Raw genomic sequence first — 16,755 nt, forward strand, 5'->3', positions numbered from 1 at the left:
GGGTCAGGTGTACTTTCCCATGCCGTCTGGAGTCAAATCGTGCAGGATGTAGCTCAACCCACCGATGTCCCAGCCCCACCCGGCCAGTTGATGATGACCGGCGCCGGCCAGGCTGCGGCTGCTATAGTCCAGGCTTAGCCCAGGCGCCAGTCCGCCCGGCCCCGGCGGCGCTGCGATCGGGTAGCTCACGGTCCAGGCCCCGTTGTACAACTGCGACTGCACCCCTTCGATCCCCGGCGCAGGCTCTGGCACAATGGCGTTGCCTTGCGCAAACAGCGTCAAATGGGTCAGGGTGGTGATCAGCCGCCTTTGCTCCTGATCCATGCTCGTTGGCAAGACCACCCAACGCCCGTCGGCCGCATCCTGGAAGAACAGCGAAGCGCCCGGTGGCCAGGGCGTTTGCTCATCGCCAGCCGCCGGATCGCGATAGCGCAGCGTCAACCCCACCGCAAACTGTGTCACCGGCAGTCCCGACATCTCCGTGGCGCTCAACTCGAACAGGAAATCAAGGTTCGCCGGCTGATCGGGATCGCTCTCGTGCGGGTGTAGCGCACCAGGGTCGGTGCGCTGACCGTACCAGCCGGAATCGTGAGCACCACCCGCCCATCGCTGCTCTGCAACCGGCTCTCCTGATCAGGCATCACCCACACCTCATCCGGCCCCGGCCCCGGCGTCCAGGTGGCGTCGGCGTCGGCGTACACCCCTCATCATCCTGGCAGGGGTGACGGTGCAGCCGTCGGCGTTGGCGTCGCCGTCGGCGTCCAGGTGGCGGTCGGCGTTGGCGTCACTCCTCATCCTCGGTGGCGTGGCCGTCGGCGTCGGTGTACACTCCTCATCCTGGCAGGGCGGCGGCTCGGCCGTCGGCGTGGCGGTCGGCGGTTCGGCCGTGGGCGTCGGCGCGCAGTCCTCGCCCAGGCAGGGCGCCGCGGTGATCGTGATCGCAGCGCTGGCCGTCACCCCTGCGCCCACCTCCTCGCTCACGATGGCCGCGGTGTTGGTGATGACCTGCCCGCTGACCGCACCCAGCGCCTGCGCCTGGAACGTGCCGGTCAGCGTCGCGCCCGCGGCCAGTTGGCCGATGACCCACTCCAGCCGGCGCTCGGCCTCCAGGTAGCTGAAATCCCCCTCCCCGGCCGGCCAATAGGCCAGCTCCAGCGGCAGGGTATCGCTCACCACCAGCCCGCTCAGGGCGCGGTCGGCCAGGGTGTTGGTGATGACCACGGTGTAGGTGACCACCCCGGCCGGCTCGACCTGCCGCGGTGCCGCGGCCAGCGTCAACTGCACCGGCGCAGGCGCGGGCGTCGCACCAGGATCGGAAATGAGATCGAAATTGGGATCAGGGGACATGGGTTTAGTAGCGGTATTTATCTGGGGGGGGGGGGGTAGCAGCAGCCGCCGTGGAAAAGAGCAGGCTGAATACTACCAACAGATGAACCAACGACGACAGGCGCGGCGCGAGCCGGCCGCGAGCAGAATGTCGAGAAGAGAGGAGAGAGAAAGTAGAACACCAGCGTAACATGACAACGGACTCCTTTCGTGCAGCAATCGAAACGGCTGGGGTCAGGGACATTTTCCTGACTGCTGTAAGGAGGTCGCGGGCGGGAGAGAGAACTCTCGCCGGGGACTTCCGACGGCGGGAGACGACTCGGAAGGCGGGGGGCATGCTTGTGGCTGGTCACAGCATACCACGCGCGCGGCGATCTGTCAAGAGGCAAATTCGGGTGACGACAGGGAGTCACGAAGGAACCAAGGAATACTCCTTTGTGTCTTGGCGTCCCTGTGTGACCAAGAAAGAAATCTCACACAAAGACACGAAGAACACAAAGGAATCAGAGAATACTCCTTTGTGTCTTGGCGTCCCTGTGTGAGCAAATCCCGTTAACGCAAAAGACGCCAGAGGCGCAGGAGACGCAAGGGTTACTTGAAAACCCTTTGCGTCCCGGCGTCTTGGCGTCCCGGCACCCCGGCGTTGAAAAAATGGAACTATCAGGCCATTGCGGCTGCGAAGCGCTTGCTGACCTCGTCCCAGTTGACGGTGTTCCACCACGCGGCCAGGTAGTCGGGCCGGCGGTTCTGATACTTCAGGTAGTAGGCATGTTCCCACACGTCAATGCCCAGGATCGGGGTGTGCCCGTCCATCAGGGGGCTGTCCTGGTTGGCTGTGCTATAGGCGGCGAGCTTGTGCTTGCCGTCCACCACTAGCCATGACCAGCCGCTGCCAAAACGGGTAACGCCGTTCTGCGTGACCTTGGTCTTGAAATCGGCAAAGCTGTTGAACGTGCCGGCAATGGCCTCGGCCAGCGCGCCGGTCGGTTCCCCGCGGCCGCCGGGAGCCATGATCTCCCAAAATAGCTTGTGATTGTGATGCCCGCCGCCGTTGTTGCGCACAGCCGTGCGGATGCTCTCCGGCACGCCGGCGATCTCAGCCAGCAGGGCCTCCAGCGGTTTCTCGGCCAGTTCGGGCGCATTGGCCAGCGCGTTGTTCAGGTTGGTGACATAGGCCTGATGATGCTTGTCGTGGTGAATCTGCATCGTCAGTTCATCAATGAATGGTTCCAGTGCGTTGTATGCATAGGGTAAAGGTGGAAGCGTATGAGCCATCGGTGATTTCTCCTTCGTTCTGTTTTCTTTCGTGATTGTTCGGAACAGCCATCATTTTACTACAATGCGCCGGTGTTGTCAACTTTAGCAACACTAATGTTGCTTTACTCGCAATCAGATAGAGCCTTTGCGCCCTCGCGTCTTCGCGTTGAAATATCTTCCCGTCAGCAAACCATGCTCCGCCGCGGACAGCGCCGTCACGCCGGAGGCGTGACCTACGGGGGGAGCGTCAGAAGGCAGCGTCGGCAAACGTACACACCTGGCTGAGGCGGCCCACACGGCGGGCCATGTGCAGCTCGGGCCACGGTTCGCCCAAAATGCCGTCATGAATCGCCCAACTGCGCCCGCGCACGGTGCGGCCGGCGTCCAGCGGCCGGAAAGTGCTGCCATCCAGGCGGCCGGCCAGGTCGCCGTCGCGAAAGCGCCGATCGAGGTCTTCCATGAATCGCTGACCGGTCAGGTAGAAAAAGCCCCAGCGCTCCAGCAGGATGGCGTTGTGATAGGCCAGCGGCTGGGCAAAGATGTACTGCTTGCCCCACGCGGCCGCCAACCGTTCGACGCGCGGCAGCAGGCGGCGGCTGACCAGCCCCAGCCCGGCGCGCACCTGCCCGGGCGTCAGGCCGGCGCGCAGAGCGGCCTCTTCTGCAGCCAGATTGCGCGCCACTAACCCCAACAGCGTGGGATGTCCTGCGCTGTCGTAATCAATGTCGAACCGCTCTGCGTCCAGGTTGTTGACCACCACCAGGTAGATTTGCAACTGGCCGTTGCTGGTCTCGCCAAAGTGCAGGAGCAGCGCCGGGTCTTGATCCCCGCGCTGGCGCCAGATCGTCAGTTCGACCATGGCGCTGTTGGCGTTGGTGGCCAGGCGCAGGGCGAAGTCGCCATGCCGGTCGCGCAGTGACTGTTCGTCAATCTCACAGGTGGTCAGCAGCAGGTTGGGAATCAAAGGGCGAAAGGCCTTGATCTGCTCAGGCAACGGCAACTGGCACAGGTCGCGTAAGGAAACATACTGGGCGCCTGGGGCGGGTGCTTCTGTCTCAGGCAAGGCCGGCGGCGGCGGCTGGTGCGGCCTTTGAACTTTCAGCGCACGCAGATAGGGCGGCAGCGCGCTGTTGTGTTCAAGGTCATCCAGAATGTGACGCGCCATCGTCTGCACTTGGGGTTTCCAATGGGTGCTGAACGGCTCTGCCAACGCCCGTATCTGCGCCTGCCACGGGCGACCAGATGCACTGCCCGCCAGGGTGCGAATCCCCTCCAACATGCCGTCCACCTGGTGCGTGTTGGCCTGATGGCCGATGGCCTGCGCCAGCTCCTCCCAGGCTTCTTGTAGCAGGTCTTGATCGCCGGCCATCAGCCGCGCCAGGGTCTGCGCGGCAAAGGCGCGGGCGGCAGCGCTGCGCTGATCCCACAGGGCGCGGCGCAGCGCTGCCATCTCCGGCGCGCTGCGCAGAGGTTTCAAGCTCCAGTCGGCCACCGCCTCCAGCGCGCGCACGACATCCCGATGCGCATCGAGGTCGTCCCAGTCGGTCAGCGCGGCCAGCAGTTGCGGGACCACCGGCGCCAGTGTGGCCGGCCGGTGCAGGCCAATGTCGGCCAGCCTGGCCGCGGCCTGCGCTTGCCGGTCCTTGTCGTCGCCGTGCAGCAGCGCGACGACATCGGGTAAGGCCAGATCGCCAACCGAGACAGTCGGCGCCTGTATCGCGGCCGATTCATCCCCTGACGCGACGGCAAGCGTGCTTTCCTCCAGGACAGTCATTCCAGGTGTCGTCATAGGTCATTCCCCTTCTCCGGCGGTCGAAAATCTATTCTTGCTGACTGATTTTAGTGTAACATACATGACGCAGTGCGTCAAGCACCGCGTAAAGCCCCAAATTGCCTTGTGTGTCAATTTGGAGTAAACTCCCCCAATCCATCGTCTGCCCCCAACCGCCCATCGGCGCTGCAAAGCCCGATTCCATCTGCTGGAGGAATTCATCGTGCGTCCGCCTGCTGAAGCAACCGAAAAGGTCCCTCTCGTCACCAAATTGGCGTTCGGCGCGGGAGATGTCGGCCCCGCCATCGCCACCGCCATCATGTCCTTTTTCCTGCTCTTTTTCCTGACCGACGTGGCCCGCCTTAATCCCGCCGTGGCCGGCGTCATCCTGCTGCTCACCAAAATCTGGGATTCTGTCAATGATCCCATTGTGGGTGTGCTTTCGGACCGCATCAAGACGCGCTGGGGCCGCCGCCGGCCCTGGTTCCTGTTCGGCGCCATTCCCTTCGGCCTGACCTTTTTCCTGCTCTTTCTTGTACCGCAGGTCAGCAACAATGGCAAATTCTGGTACTACCTGGTCGTCTCTCTGCTCCTGGACACCGCCTTCACGGTGGTCAACGTGCCGTACACCGCGCTGACGCCCGAACTGACGCGTGATTACGACGAGCGCACCAGCCTGAACTCCTTTCGCTTTGCCTTCTCCATCGGCAGCGGCCTGATTGCCGCGGTCCTGCATCCCCTCATCGTCAACGCCGTGCAGCCGAGCATGGGCATCCAGGGCGCCTATGCCGTGTCGGCCGGCGTCTGGGCCATCTGCGCCACCCTGCCCTTCTTCTTCGCCTTCTGGGGCACCTACGAACGCCATCAGGAGTCGGAACAGGAGGAGATCCCGTTCTTCGATGGCCTCAAGATCACCTTCAGAAATCGCGCCTTTCGTTATGTTACCGGCATCTACCTGCTCTCCTGGCTGGTGGTGCAAACAGTCTCCACCATCGTCATCTACTACATGACCTACTGGCTGCGCCAGCCCGGCCTGGTGCCGGTGGTGATTCTGGCGGTGCAGGGCAGCGCGCTCATCTGGCTCTTCATCTGGACGGCCGTCAGCCGCCGCACCGGCAAGAAAGGCGTCTACTACCGCGGCATGATCTTCTGGATCGTCGTGGCCTTCGCCCTCTTCCTGGTGCAGCCGGACTGGCCCAGTTGGGTCATCATCGCGCTGGGCGCGCTGGCCGGCGTTGGCGTGGCCACGGCCTACCTGGTGCCCTGGGCCATGCTGCCCGACGTGATCGAGCTGGACGAACTGGAAACCGGCAAGCGGCGTGAGGGCGCGTTTTACGGCTTCTTCGTACTCTTGCAGAAGCTCGGCCTGGCGCTCGGCCTCTTCCTGGTCAGCCAGGTGCTCAACTGGACCGGTTACATCACGCCGCCCGAAGGCGCCACCACACTCATCGTGCAGCCGGACAGCACGCTGCTCGCCATTCGTCTGATGATCGGCCCCATTCCCGCCTTCATCCTGGCGGCCGGCATCTACCTGGTGTACAAATTCCCCATCACCAAAGAAAATCATGAAGAAACGCTGCGGGAATTGGCGCGGCGCCGCGCCGCAACGACACTCTCAGCCTGACCAACGCATGAAGAATCTCAGCAAGAATCGCAACATCACCATCCTGTTCTTCACCATGATCGTGGTCATGCTCGGTTTTGGAATAATGGCCCATTCATTTTCATTATTAGCGAGGTATCATGACACCAACCTTCAATGGTACACTGGCGCTGCTAGGCGCCGGCGAATATCTACCAGTCGTCGAAGCGATAGACCGCTTCTTGCTCAGCCGCTTGCCCGCGCCCCAGCGTGTGGTCTGCCTACCCACGGCGGCCGGCGCGGAGAGCGAGGAGCGCCTGCGCTATTGGGCCGATTTGGGCATCAACCACTTCACCCGCCTGGGTGCAGAGGTGCAGTCACTGCCCGTATTTGATCGCGCCAGCGCCCAAGATACCCGCCTGGCCGACCAGGTGGCCGAGGCCAACTTCGTCTACCTGTCCGGCGGCAGAGCCACCTACCTGTACGATGTTCTCGTGGGCACCCCGGTCTTCGACGCCATCATGTACGTCCTGGACACCGGCGGGGTCGTGGCCGGCTGCAGCGCCGGCGCCATGATCTGGGGCGAGCACATTCCCCGCTTCCCACCGCCGCCCGTCTGTCAGCCCGGCTTGGCCTATCTGCCCAACGCCATCATCCTGCCGCACTTCGACGAGATATCGCACCTCATGACCAACATCCTGCACTTTGTCCTGGGCAACGGGCATACGCTCGTGGGCATTGACTGCAACACCGCCCTGATCTGCATGGATAGCATCTTGACGGTCGCGGGCAGCGGCGGGGTAACGGTGTGGGACGCCAGTCGCAAGGAGCGTTACACCGCCGGAGAGACCGTGAGCCTGCCCACAAGCTGAAAGGCGACCAATGACCAACCACTCTCAACTCTCGCCAACGGGCGCACAACCCTGGTGGCAAACGACCGTCTTCTACCAAATCTACCCGCGCAGCTTTGCCGATAGTAACGGCGACGGCATCGGCGACCTGGCCGGCATCAACAGTCGCCTCGACTATCTGCAAGACCTGGGCATCGGCGCGATCTGGCTTTCGCCGCATTACCCCTCGCCCCTGCTGGATTGCGGCTATGACGTGGCCGACTACACCGGCGTGGCGCCAGAGTACGGCACGCTCGACGATTTCACGCACTTCCTCGACGCCGCCCATCAGCGTGACATCCGTGTGGTGCTCGACCTGGTGCTCAACCACACCTCCGATCAGCACCCCTGGTTCCAGGACGCCCGCCGCGGCCGTCAGCAGCCGCATCACGATTGGTACGTCTGGCATCCCGGCCGCGACGGCGGGCCGCCCAATAACTGGAACTCAGCCTTTGGCGGTTCGGCCTGGGAATTTGTGCCAGAGCTGGGCCTCTACTACTACCATTACTTCCTCAAGCAGCAGCCCGACCTCAACTGGCGCCATCCGGCTGTCAGGCAGGCGATGTTCGCGGCCGCGCGTTTCTGGCTCGACCTGGGCGTGGACGGCTTCCGCCTGGATGCCATCAACACCCTCTTCGAAGACCCTGCGCTGACCGATCATACCACGCAGATGAGTCAGCGTGATCTGTTCGCGCTGATGGCCCTGGCCTCCAGCGACGAGCAGCGCCAGCAGGTCGTCGAGCAATGGCGCCTGATGTACCAGCACCAGGTGGATCAGCCGGGCGTCCATGCGCTGATGTCCGATCTGCGCACGATGATTGACGCCTATCCCGGCGCCATGCTCGTGGGCGAAACGGACGACATCGCCTACATGGGCAACGGCCACAACGAGTTGCACCTGGTTTTCAATTTTCCGCTCATGCAAACCGAGCGCCTGACGCCAGCCTGGGTACGCGCCAATCAGGCCGCTCGCCTGACCGCACTGCCCGCCGGCGGTTGGCCGTGCAACACCCTGGGCAACCATGACTCGTCCCGCGTCTACACCCGTTTTGGCAACGGCAAACACGACGCGGCGCTGGCGCGGCTCTCGGCTGCCCTGGTGCTGACCCTGCAAGGCACCCCGTTTCTCTACAACGGCGAGGAGATCGGCATGACCGACCTGCTGCTCGACGACGTCAGTCAGTTCCGCGACCTGCTCGGCCTGCAGCTCTACCAGATGGCGCACGCGGAGTTCGGCTTGCCGGCGGAGGTCGCCGTGGCGCATGCGGCCCATCATGGGCGCGACAAATGTCGCACGCCGCTGCAATGGACGCCTGCGCCCCAGGCCGGCTTCTGTCCGCCCAGCGTGCAGCCCTGGCTGCCGGTCAACCCCAACGCGGCCCAGGTGGTCAACGTGGCCGAGCAGGCTGACGACCCTGCTTCGCTGCTCAACTTCTATCGCCGCCTGCTGGCCGTGCGCCGGCAAACCCCCGCGCTACAAACGGGCGCCTACGTCCCGCTGCACGAATCGGCCGACACTTATCTCGCCTTCCTGCGTCAGCTCGACCAGACGGAGGCAAGTTGCCTGGTGGTGCTCAACATGGCGGACCAGGCCCAAGACCTGACCTTCGATCTGGCGGCCGGACAGGTGCAATGCCTGTTTTCCAGCCACGAGCGCCCGGCCGGCCCGCAGGCCCTGCGCCATCTGACACTGGCGCCGTTCGAGGTTTTCATCGGCGCATTGAATCGAAAATCCCAAGTTAGATTGTGACGCAAGTTGGCAACTGGCGCCCCTGGCGTTTTCTGCGAAATCGCCCCCGCAGGAGCATGAGCGACTGACCGGAAAAGCGCAGGCCATCTACCGGTTGATGCTGTTGTAGCTGGCCAGCCACTGTCCACTCTTGAGCGTCTCCGCCACGGCTACCAGTGGTTGGTTAGACTGAATCCGTACCGAACCTGTCCAGTTGCCGCCCAAAGAAATCGTAGCACAATGGTTGCGGGTATTGCGGCTGAGCGATCTGCCCGCGACGATCGTCAAGTTCGACTCCTGGAACGTCAGCGTGCCGTTCTGGTCGTAGTAATAGATGTCCACGTCAGTGGCATTGCTGGTAGTTGGATTCTGGATGCGCAAGATGGAGTACTGATCCCACTGGTTTTCACTGGACGGGCAAGAAGTGTAGGCGGTGTTCTTCTGGTAGACACCCGGCAGGTAGGTGTTCGTGCTCGCCAGTCCGCTGTGAACGCCGGTATAGGCGCCAGCCACGTTGTTGTCCGGCCGGAGGGTGATCTGCGCTACTGCCAGCGGCTGATTGGACTCAACAATGACAGCGCCTGCCCATGCGCCTCCCAGAACACTGTAGACGCTGGCCTCGACATTGCCACCCGTCTTGGTGTTGAAGCCTTTGGCCGCATTCGGTGTGATGGTTTGACCGGAGATGGTCAGGTCTTCGTTGCCGGTAGCGGCATTGCGATAGCGCAGGGTCACGTTGGCATTGCTGCTGCCCAGGTTTTGCACGATGGTGATCGAGAAGCCCTGCCAGCTTCCTGCGTTGGGATTGCAGTCGGTGCAACGCCGCTCTATGGAAGGTGCAAAGACCGGCCGTGCGCCACCGCTGACGCCGTTGTAAGCCGCCACATACCAGCGCCAGTAGTTGGTCAGCACAGAAGTGATGAGCTGGCCGTTGGTCGAGGTAACCTTGACTGCTCCGGTCCAGTTGCAGCCGGCCAACGTTCCGCATTGAGTATTGTAGTAGTCCGTCTGCCTCAGATCCGGCACTGCACCGCCTGGATCACGCAAGTCGTAATTGCGAAAGCCGTTCGCTACCAGGGTGTCGGAGCGCGTGAAGTCGGTCACGCCGCCGCGGTTGATGTACGTGAGCTCCAGGCTGGCGGCCGCGGTGGTCGTGTTTTGCACCATGAAGCGGGAATACTGGACGAAAGGCACGCCGTGGGTGACCGGATCCGGGTAGTAGACGGCGTAAGGCAGGTACATCGCAGCGCTACCCGCGTCGAAAGCGCTGTAGGCGACTGCCGCGTTGCCATCCCCATAATCGCCGCCGCTATAGCGATTCTCCACGATCACGGCCTGGTCCTGGCTGGCCACCGCCAGGGTTGAGCCGCGACAAAAGGCGCAATAGTTGGAGAAACGCACCTCCCTGGTGCTGTTGAGCGCAATGAAGTCGGTATTCTGCCGGTGTACCCAGTCGTCAGCGAGCAAGCTGGTGTTGACTTGGGCTACCTTGGCCTGGCTGTTGTTGCGCACCAGGATGGTCGAGTTCCAGCCGTAGTAGTTGGATAGGATGTCCGGCAGATAGGCGGGATACAGACCAATGAAGGTGGTCCGGCCCGCGACGAAGGTGTGGTTGCCCAGGTCTTCATAGAGGGTGTCGTTAGGATAGCGAGCATAGAGGTGGTAGGTCCCCGGCTGCACGTCGGTGGTACCAAAATTCTCCACCACCAAGTCGTCCGCATTGGCCCAGGTGTAGGCATAGGTCTGTGACCAACCATAGCTCCCCCAAGTGGCATTGGCAGGTTTTTGTATGCCATGAATTCGCAATCCGCCGACTGGGTTTCCATTGGCATCGGTCACTTTGCCTACTGCGTTCGCTGTTTGGGTCCCGCCGTTATTGAATGATTCAAGCCAGAGTTCAGGGTTCCGCGACCGGGCCTCTGAGTCGAGTGTGTTAGGCTCCAGCTGTCTGTCTGACTCAGGATGAACAACAATCTGCTGGTGTAGGTGATTTCCCTGCGAGTAACTACCGGTGTCGTCCACTTCACCGATCTTGGTTTGGCCAGCGTATACGACGTTGCCCACCTGTACTGGTACACTCCATTGTTTGAGATGAAGATACACGGAGTAGACGTAAGCCATCTGTTGCGATGTACGATCATAGTGTCGCTGATTGTGACGCACGAGCGCAAAATTGCCCCAAGCGGTGCTTCTGTCTCCATCCGGTCTATCTTCACGCAGTTGGACAACCGTACCGTCTGCGACAGCGTATACGCTGGTGCCGTTTGGGTAGGGAAAGTCGATGCCTTTATGCGTGCTTCCACCGGACTCCTCAGCATACAAATAATACTGGTTGATCTTTCCACCATTGTCAGTGATCGGGCGTCGAATTTGGTATGCTGCGTAAATGTCACCAATAAGCGCTGCCATCAGTAACACCAGGAATGCAGCGATAAGTACACTTATTCTGAACTGCTTTTCTACGAGTGTGTTTGTCATTGCTCTTGCCTCCTAATAGTCTAACGAAGAAAGAACGATGAAATCAGGCGTTGCTGAAAGCCCGGTTTGCACTCCAATGCTCAGCGAGAGAGTCCACACCCTCCTTAAATCAGTAACATAGATCAGTTGGGTGCCATCTGGAGACCAGGTCGCCAGCCATTCGTTGCTGGCGCTCGTAAAATTCGAGGTTAGATGTTTCAGCTCGGTTCCTGTCCTATCGATAAGCCACAGGTCGGTAAGGGGTTGGGGCTCTTCATAATATCGAATTCCGGTAAATACAATCCAATTTCCATCAGGAGACCAACGGGGAATCCCCGCGGTCACGTCAATGTCTCGCGTGAGTTGGGTTTGTCTGGATCCATCAGGGTTCATAATCCACAAGTTGTAAGGATAATCAGGACCTGATCTCTCGCCTAACAGAGAGACATACAGAATCTTATCGCCATTAGGCGACCATTGTGGAAAGTACAGTTCCGGTGCCTGTGGTGACACCAGCACAGGAACAGATCCTCCACCGTCTGCCTCAACGACCACCATCGTGGCAGACCGCCGAAAAACACTGTCCACCAAGACCAAACGCTGTCCACCGGGCGCCCAAGCGAAATTGACGGCTTTATGTTCATTTTCTCGATCAACCGGATAAATCTCGCCTCGATCCCCGGTCGCCACATCCACAATCCACAAGCCCTGAGTCCGAGTACTGTGATAGGCGATGCGCGCGCCGCCAGGAGACCAAACCGGTTCGATTCCACCCTGCACCAGCTGCCGCAAGATCCCCATTCGAAGATCGAATAGATAGATGCTATATTCGGGTGCTTCACCTTTACTTAAGGATGTCCGACTTTCTACGTTGCTCAATACTAAGGCAAGTTGAGTTCCATCTGGTGACGGATTGGCCCATGTGTCAACACCCATATCTTGGCTGGCTAAAAAGAGTGGCACTTGGGCGTGAACATCTATTAGCACGCGCTCGCTCGTACCATCATTGCGGATAGCGCGAATAAGATTACCGGTACGAAAAGCAATCGTATACGATGCGGTCTGTCCCGGTGGCAGCGGAATGATGGGCGGTACCGCGGTGGGGATGCGGGTCACCACCGGCGTGGGCAGCCGCGTGGGCACAGGCGGAATGGTGGGCGTCGGTCGCCGGGTCGGTGGGGGCGGCTCGATCCACAGCGTGGGGACAGGCGTCGGTGTCTGGATAGGAGACTGGAATAGTGATACGATAGGTCCCGTTGTGCTGCTTGGCATCGCCTGCGGCTGCGCGACTTCAGTCAGCGGCTCTGGCGTGACACTTGGCGGCCACCCGGGCCCGCAACTGGCTAACACAACCAGCAGACCGGCCAACAGCAGCGCCCCCAGTGCGATAGTCAATCTCATGTGCAACCCATTCATGGCTTGTCCTCCTCAGGTCAGAGTGTCGCAAATCAATCGGTCGCCCAACCGGGCGGTTATGATGGGCGGCAGTTCCATCACACCCTAAAGTATAGCACGGAGGTGGCTACAAACTGGCTACAAATGGGTGTTTTTAGGGGAAAAAATCAACGAGTTTTGGAGCAGTTTGGCGCCATGTCAAGGCTCGATGTGACGCGGCCGTTGCTTGACACTCATAAACATTTCGTTTATGATATATCTTGTGATTCAATCATTCGCTGATGACGAAACGGAATACTTCTACACCACCGGCAGGTCACGCCGTCTCCCAACCGAGATTCGCGCTCGTGCAGCGATGCGGCTCACACAACTGAATGCATCCACGCGCATCGAGGATCTACACCTACCACCGTCGAACCGCTTAGAGGCACTGAGGCATGACCGCAGCGGACAGTGGAGCATCCGCATCAATGACCAGTGGCGGGTCTGTTTTCGTTTCGAGAATGGCGACGCTATTGACGTCGAAATCGTTGATTATCACTGAGAAGAGGTTGTTATGATCAGTAGTGGTTTGCCGCCCATTCACCCCGGCGAGTTTCTGCTTGAGATACTGCATGAACTTGGCATTTCACAGGCACAGTTTGCGCGCGCCATTGGCGTATCGCCTATGCGCGTGTCGTATGTCGTCAATCGCACACGCCCGGTGACGGCGGAACTTGCACTGCTTTTCGGTCGCGCACTGGACCAATCGCCGCAATACTGGCTCAATCTACAAGCGGCTTACGACCTGAAGACTGCTGAGATAGCTATCGGCCAGCAGTTGCTGACCGTTGCCCAGTTGGCGCCTGCTAGACAGGCCAATACACCTGTTGGCTTGCGCGAAGGCCGTTCGCCAGCAGGGTGTCGGTGCGCGTGAAGTCGGTCACACCGCCGCGGTTGATGTACGTGAGCTGCAGGCTGGCGGCTGCGGTGGTGGCGTTTTGCACCGTGAAGCGGGAATACTGGACGAAAGGCACGCCGCCGGTGACCGCATCCGGGTAGTAGACGGCATAGGGTAGGTACATCGCGGCGCTACCCGCGTCGAAAGCACTGTACGCAACCGCCGCGCTGCCATCCCCATAATCGCCGCCGCTATAGCGATTCTCCACGATCACGGCCTGGTCCTGGCTGCTCACCGCCAGGCTGGAGCCCCGACAATAGAAGCAATAGTTGGAGAAGCGCACCTCCCTGGTGCCGTTGAGCGCAATGAAGTCGGTATTCTGTCGGTCTACCCCGTACTCATCGTCGGCGAGCAAGCTGGTGTTGACCTGGGCTACCTTCACCTGGCTGTTGTTGCGCACCAGGATGGTCGAGTTCCAGCCGTAGTAGTTGGATAGAACGTCCGGCAGATAAGCGGGATACAGTCCGATGAAGGTGGTTCGACCCGCCACAAAGGTGTGGTTGCCCAGGTCTTCATACAGGGCGCCGTTGGGATAGCGCGCATAGAGATGGTAGGTACCCGGTTGAACATCCGTAGTGCCAAAATTCTCCACAAGCAGGTCGTCCGCATTGGCCCAGGCGTAGGCATAGGTCTGTGCTGTCAGGAAATTGTGCGCCGGGTCCCCTTCCGCTGCCAGGGGCTTCTCCATTCCCCAGATCAGCTTGCCGCCAACAGGATTACCGTTGACATCGGTGAGTTTGCCTATCGCGCTGGTCGTCTGAACACCGCTATTATTGAACGCTTCCAACCACAGCTCAGGATTGCGCGAGGTGTTTTGCGACCACTCCCAATCCTCTGGGTCAGTACGGTTGAGATCCGTGGAAAGATTGACCTGCAGGTGAAGATGAGAAAGGGTGCTATTACCCGTGCTATTGGACTGGGCAATTACCTGTCCGGCACTGACAGTATCATCAACATTGACGCTTATGCTGTTATACTTCAGATGCGCGTAGATTGAGTACACATAGGCCATTTGACCCACTGCACGATCGTAGTGCATTCGAGCATGCCGTATCATCACGTAGTTGCCAAATGCACCCTCTGTGTTTTGATTGTCACGCACATCCTCGTTAACGGCCATTACTCTTCCATCATCGGTAGACCGAACATTGGTACCTGTTCCATGCCGGAAGTCTACACCTCTATGAACTTGGCCACCAGATTCTTCTCCATACAAGTAGACTTGATTGACGATGCCACCGTTATCAGTGATGGGCCTTCGGATAGAATAGGCAGCATATACGGTTATGACCATAAGAGCCGCAGTAACAGCAAGAATAAGCAAGCCATAGATGACGTAATGTCGTGGGTGAGAATGCTTGATCATAAGAATCACCTCTTGAATGAGAGCCTTGCATTGTCAGTGACTTCCACACAGGTTCTGATTGTGCGCCGATGAGTCGAAATCTATCGCAAGAGAAGAAACGATACGACATCGTGATCCCAGGCTTGCCTGAGTGAACCGTCTCTGAGGGTCACATCCCAAATCCCGTCGCCTTCCCTGTAGAATACTATCCGCTGCCCATCCGGTGTCCAGACTGGGTTCAGGTCAGTAGCAGGGTCATTATTCAGGCGTGCGAGTGCATTCCCATCATTGCTAATCAGCCAAAGGTCATATTGATAGGGTTCGCCTTCCAATAGATTCGTTCCTGCAAAAGCAATCCAATTGCCATCCGGCGACCAGACTGGTGCGCCGCCGCCAGCGCTCATGTTTCGAGTCAACTGCCGCTGTACTCCGGTGTCTGCTTCGACAATCCAAATGCTAAGCGGTCGTCCGGGAGTTAGTCGTTCACCTTTCCTTGATCGGAACAAAACGTCCTTACCAGTAGGAGACCACTCGAGACCCAAGGCGTTCATCTCCATTGAAACTACTTGACGAGACTCGCCGCCATTGCCCACATTGACGATCCAAATACCCCCTACATTGGCGACACCGCCCCAGTTCTTCACCACGGCGATTCTCTGCGCATCGGGTGACCATGTGAACCAATCGGCCTGATGCTCGGTTTCGGGATAGCCTACAGCGAACAGTTCTTGAGTGTCCCCTGTGGCCACATCTACCACCCACAACCCCTGGGTTCGGGTGCTGCGATAGGCAATGCGAGCACCATCCGGTGACCACACCGGCTTGACGCCGTCTTCCACCAGCAATCGCAGGTCCCTGGTCGCCGGATCGAGGAGATAGATGGCGAATTCAACCTGTTTCCCCCTCGGTAACGTATCGAGGTTCTCGAAATCGCTTGCCACCAGCGCCAGTCGGCTGCCATCGGGCGCAGGACTGGCCCAGGTGCCCACCAGGAAGCTGCGGTCAACCAGAAAGCGCGATAATTGGGCAGGAATGTCTATCACCACCCGGTCGTTGCGGCCGTCGCTGTCCACGGCTCGCACCACACTGCCCTCTCGATAGACGATGGTGTATGGTTCCGGCTCTCCCGGTGGCAGCGGAATGATGGGCGGCACCGCGGTAGGGATGCGGGTCACCACCGGCGTGGGCAGCCGCGTGGGCACAGGCGGAATGGTGGGCGTCGGTCGCCGGGTCGGTGGGGGCGGCTCGATCCACGGCGTGGGGATAGGCGTCGGCGTCTGGATAGGAGACTGGAATAGTGATACGATAGGTCCCGCTGTGCTGCTTGGCATCGCTTGCGGCTGCGCGACCTCAGTCAGCGGCTCTGGCGTGACACTTGGCGGCCACCCGGGCCCGCAACTGGCTAACACAACCAGCAGACCGGCCAACAGCAGCGCCCCCAGTGCGATAGTCAATCTCATGTGCAACCCATTCATGGCTTGTCCTCCTCAGATCAGAATGTCGCAAATCAATCGGTCGCCCAACCGGGCGGTTATGATGGGCGGCAGTTCCATCATAACCTAACCCGGCCAAGCCGGGATCGAACAGGATGATCTCTGCCACGAATTTTCACGAATTGGCCCCTTTGCCTTCGTGAGCATGGTTCAGACGATCCAAGGTAATGCAACTGAATGCTATACTGCAAGCGGGAATAGACTTCGCTTTTCCGCCTAAGGAAAAAGGCGCAATTCGTGCCCGCTTGCAGTATATCAGAAGTACAACTGCCAGGGGTAGATCATCCGATCCTCGGCGGGGCGCCCGTACAGCCCCACGACTCGATAATCCTCCACCTCAGCCACAGCATCACCGACGGCGGCGCCAGCAGCCTTCAGCAGGGGAGGTGTCCCATGCGGAAAAGTGAGCTTGGTCTCGATCAGTAGGGTGACTCCTGGCTGGCGCACGATAAAGTCAACCTCGCGCTTGTCGGTGGTCCGCCAGTAACCTACCTGCTGGCTGCCGTAGCGTTTGAGCAGTTCCGTGTAGACGCTGGTCTCGAAGACCGCTCCCACCACTTTAATCCTATT

The 16,755-nt window shown here is 59.9% G+C and carries 15 protein-coding genes; 5 read left to right on the forward strand and 10 right to left on the reverse strand.

Translation table 11 applies throughout. The features are described from left to right. Nucleotides 1–3: 3 nt before the first annotated feature. The 5 genes from IPM84_13005 to IPM84_13025 all read right to left on the reverse strand — a co-directional run bounded on the left by IPM84_13005 (nt 4) and on the right by IPM84_13025 (nt 4,372). Nucleotides 4–477 carry a hypothetical protein gene (locus tag IPM84_13005; GenBank protein ID MBK9093663.1) on the reverse strand — a complete coding sequence of 158 codons (474 nt, stop codon included), beginning with the start codon at nt 475–477 and terminating at the stop codon, nt 4–6. Between the two features lie 11 nt (nt 478–488). After that, on the reverse strand, nt 489–641 hold the full coding sequence (locus IPM84_13010) for a hypothetical protein (GenBank protein ID MBK9093664.1): 153 nt from the start codon (nt 639–641) through the stop codon (nt 489–491). Between the two features lie 10 nt (nt 642–651). Next, entirely contained in the window at nt 652–1,347 is a 696-nt protein-coding gene (locus IPM84_13015) for a DUF11 domain-containing protein (GenBank protein MBK9093665.1), read from the reverse strand. Nucleotides 1,348–1,986: 639 nt separating this feature from the next. After that, on the reverse strand, nt 1,987–2,601 hold the full coding sequence (locus tag IPM84_13020) for a superoxide dismutase (protein ID MBK9093666.1): 615 nt from the start codon (nt 2,599–2,601) through the stop codon (nt 1,987–1,989). A 229-nt stretch (nt 2,602–2,830) separates the two neighbouring features. After that, a complete protein-coding gene (locus IPM84_13025) occupies nt 2,831–4,372 on the reverse strand; it encodes a hypothetical protein (GenBank protein ID MBK9093667.1) in 1,542 nt (513 codons plus the stop codon). A 202-nt stretch (nt 4,373–4,574) separates the two neighbouring features. Here IPM84_13025 and IPM84_13030 point away from each other — a divergent pair, with 202 nt between their 5' ends. From IPM84_13030 to IPM84_13040, 3 genes are all read left to right on the forward strand, one after another. Beyond that, nucleotides 4,575–5,978, forward strand: coding sequence for an MFS transporter (locus tag IPM84_13030; protein MBK9093668.1), 1,404 nt, complete (start codon nt 4,575–4,577; stop codon nt 5,976–5,978). Between the two features lie 119 nt (nt 5,979–6,097). After that, complete coding sequence (locus IPM84_13035; protein ID MBK9093669.1) at nt 6,098–6,808, forward strand: Type 1 glutamine amidotransferase-like domain-containing protein; 711 nt, start codon at nt 6,098–6,100, stop codon at nt 6,806–6,808. Between the two features lie 10 nt (nt 6,809–6,818). Next, nucleotides 6,819–8,576, forward strand: a complete 1,758-nt coding sequence (locus tag IPM84_13040) for an alpha-glucosidase (protein ID MBK9093670.1) — start codon at nt 6,819–6,821, stop codon at nt 8,574–8,576. Between the two features lie 87 nt (nt 8,577–8,663). Here the strand turns inward: IPM84_13040 and IPM84_13045 are convergent, their stop codons facing one another. Together IPM84_13045 and IPM84_13050 are read right to left on the reverse strand one after the other, a co-directional pair. Next, a complete protein-coding gene (locus IPM84_13045; protein ID MBK9093671.1) occupies nt 8,664–11,033 on the reverse strand; it encodes a M23 family metallopeptidase in 2,370 nt (789 codons plus the stop codon). Between the two features lie 12 nt (nt 11,034–11,045). Next, on the reverse strand, nt 11,046–12,428 hold the full coding sequence (locus IPM84_13050; GenBank protein ID MBK9093672.1) for a PD40 domain-containing protein: 1,383 nt from the start codon (nt 12,426–12,428) through the stop codon (nt 11,046–11,048). Nucleotides 12,429–12,669: 241 nt separating this feature from the next. On the opposite strand from IPM84_13050, the gene IPM84_13055 reads away from it, so the two are divergent. Together IPM84_13055 and IPM84_13060 are read left to right on the forward strand one after the other, a co-directional pair. Next, complete coding sequence (locus IPM84_13055) at nt 12,670–12,951, forward strand: type II toxin-antitoxin system RelE/ParE family toxin (protein ID MBK9093673.1); 282 nt, start codon at nt 12,670–12,672, stop codon at nt 12,949–12,951. A gap of 12 nt (nt 12,952–12,963) precedes the next feature. After that, entirely contained in the window at nt 12,964–13,323 is a 360-nt protein-coding gene (locus tag IPM84_13060) for a HigA family addiction module antidote protein (protein ID MBK9093674.1), read from the forward strand. On the opposite strand, the gene IPM84_13065 is transcribed toward IPM84_13060, so the two are convergent. From IPM84_13065 to IPM84_13075, 3 genes are all read right to left on the reverse strand, one after another. Next, nucleotides 13,256–14,713: a M23 family metallopeptidase gene (locus tag IPM84_13065; GenBank protein MBK9093675.1), complete on the reverse strand. Its 1,458-nt coding sequence runs from the start codon at nt 14,711–14,713 to the stop codon at nt 13,256–13,258. The genes IPM84_13060 and IPM84_13065 overlap by 68 nt on opposite strands. 80 nt (nt 14,714–14,793) lie before the next feature. Then, nucleotides 14,794–16,167 (reverse strand): PD40 domain-containing protein, encoded by a 1,374-nt coding sequence (locus IPM84_13070; GenBank protein ID MBK9093676.1) that lies wholly within the window; start codon nt 16,165–16,167, stop codon nt 14,794–14,796. A gap of 273 nt (nt 16,168–16,440) precedes the next feature. After that, entirely contained in the window at nt 16,441–16,740 is a 300-nt protein-coding gene (locus IPM84_13075) for a DUF4143 domain-containing protein (protein ID MBK9093677.1), read from the reverse strand. Between the last annotated feature and the right edge of the window lie 15 nt (nt 16,741–16,755).

The organism is Candidatus Amarolinea dominans, assembly GCA_016719785.1.
GTDB classification, from domain to species: Bacteria; Chloroflexota; Anaerolineae; order SSC4; family Amarolineaceae; genus Amarolinea; species Amarolinea dominans.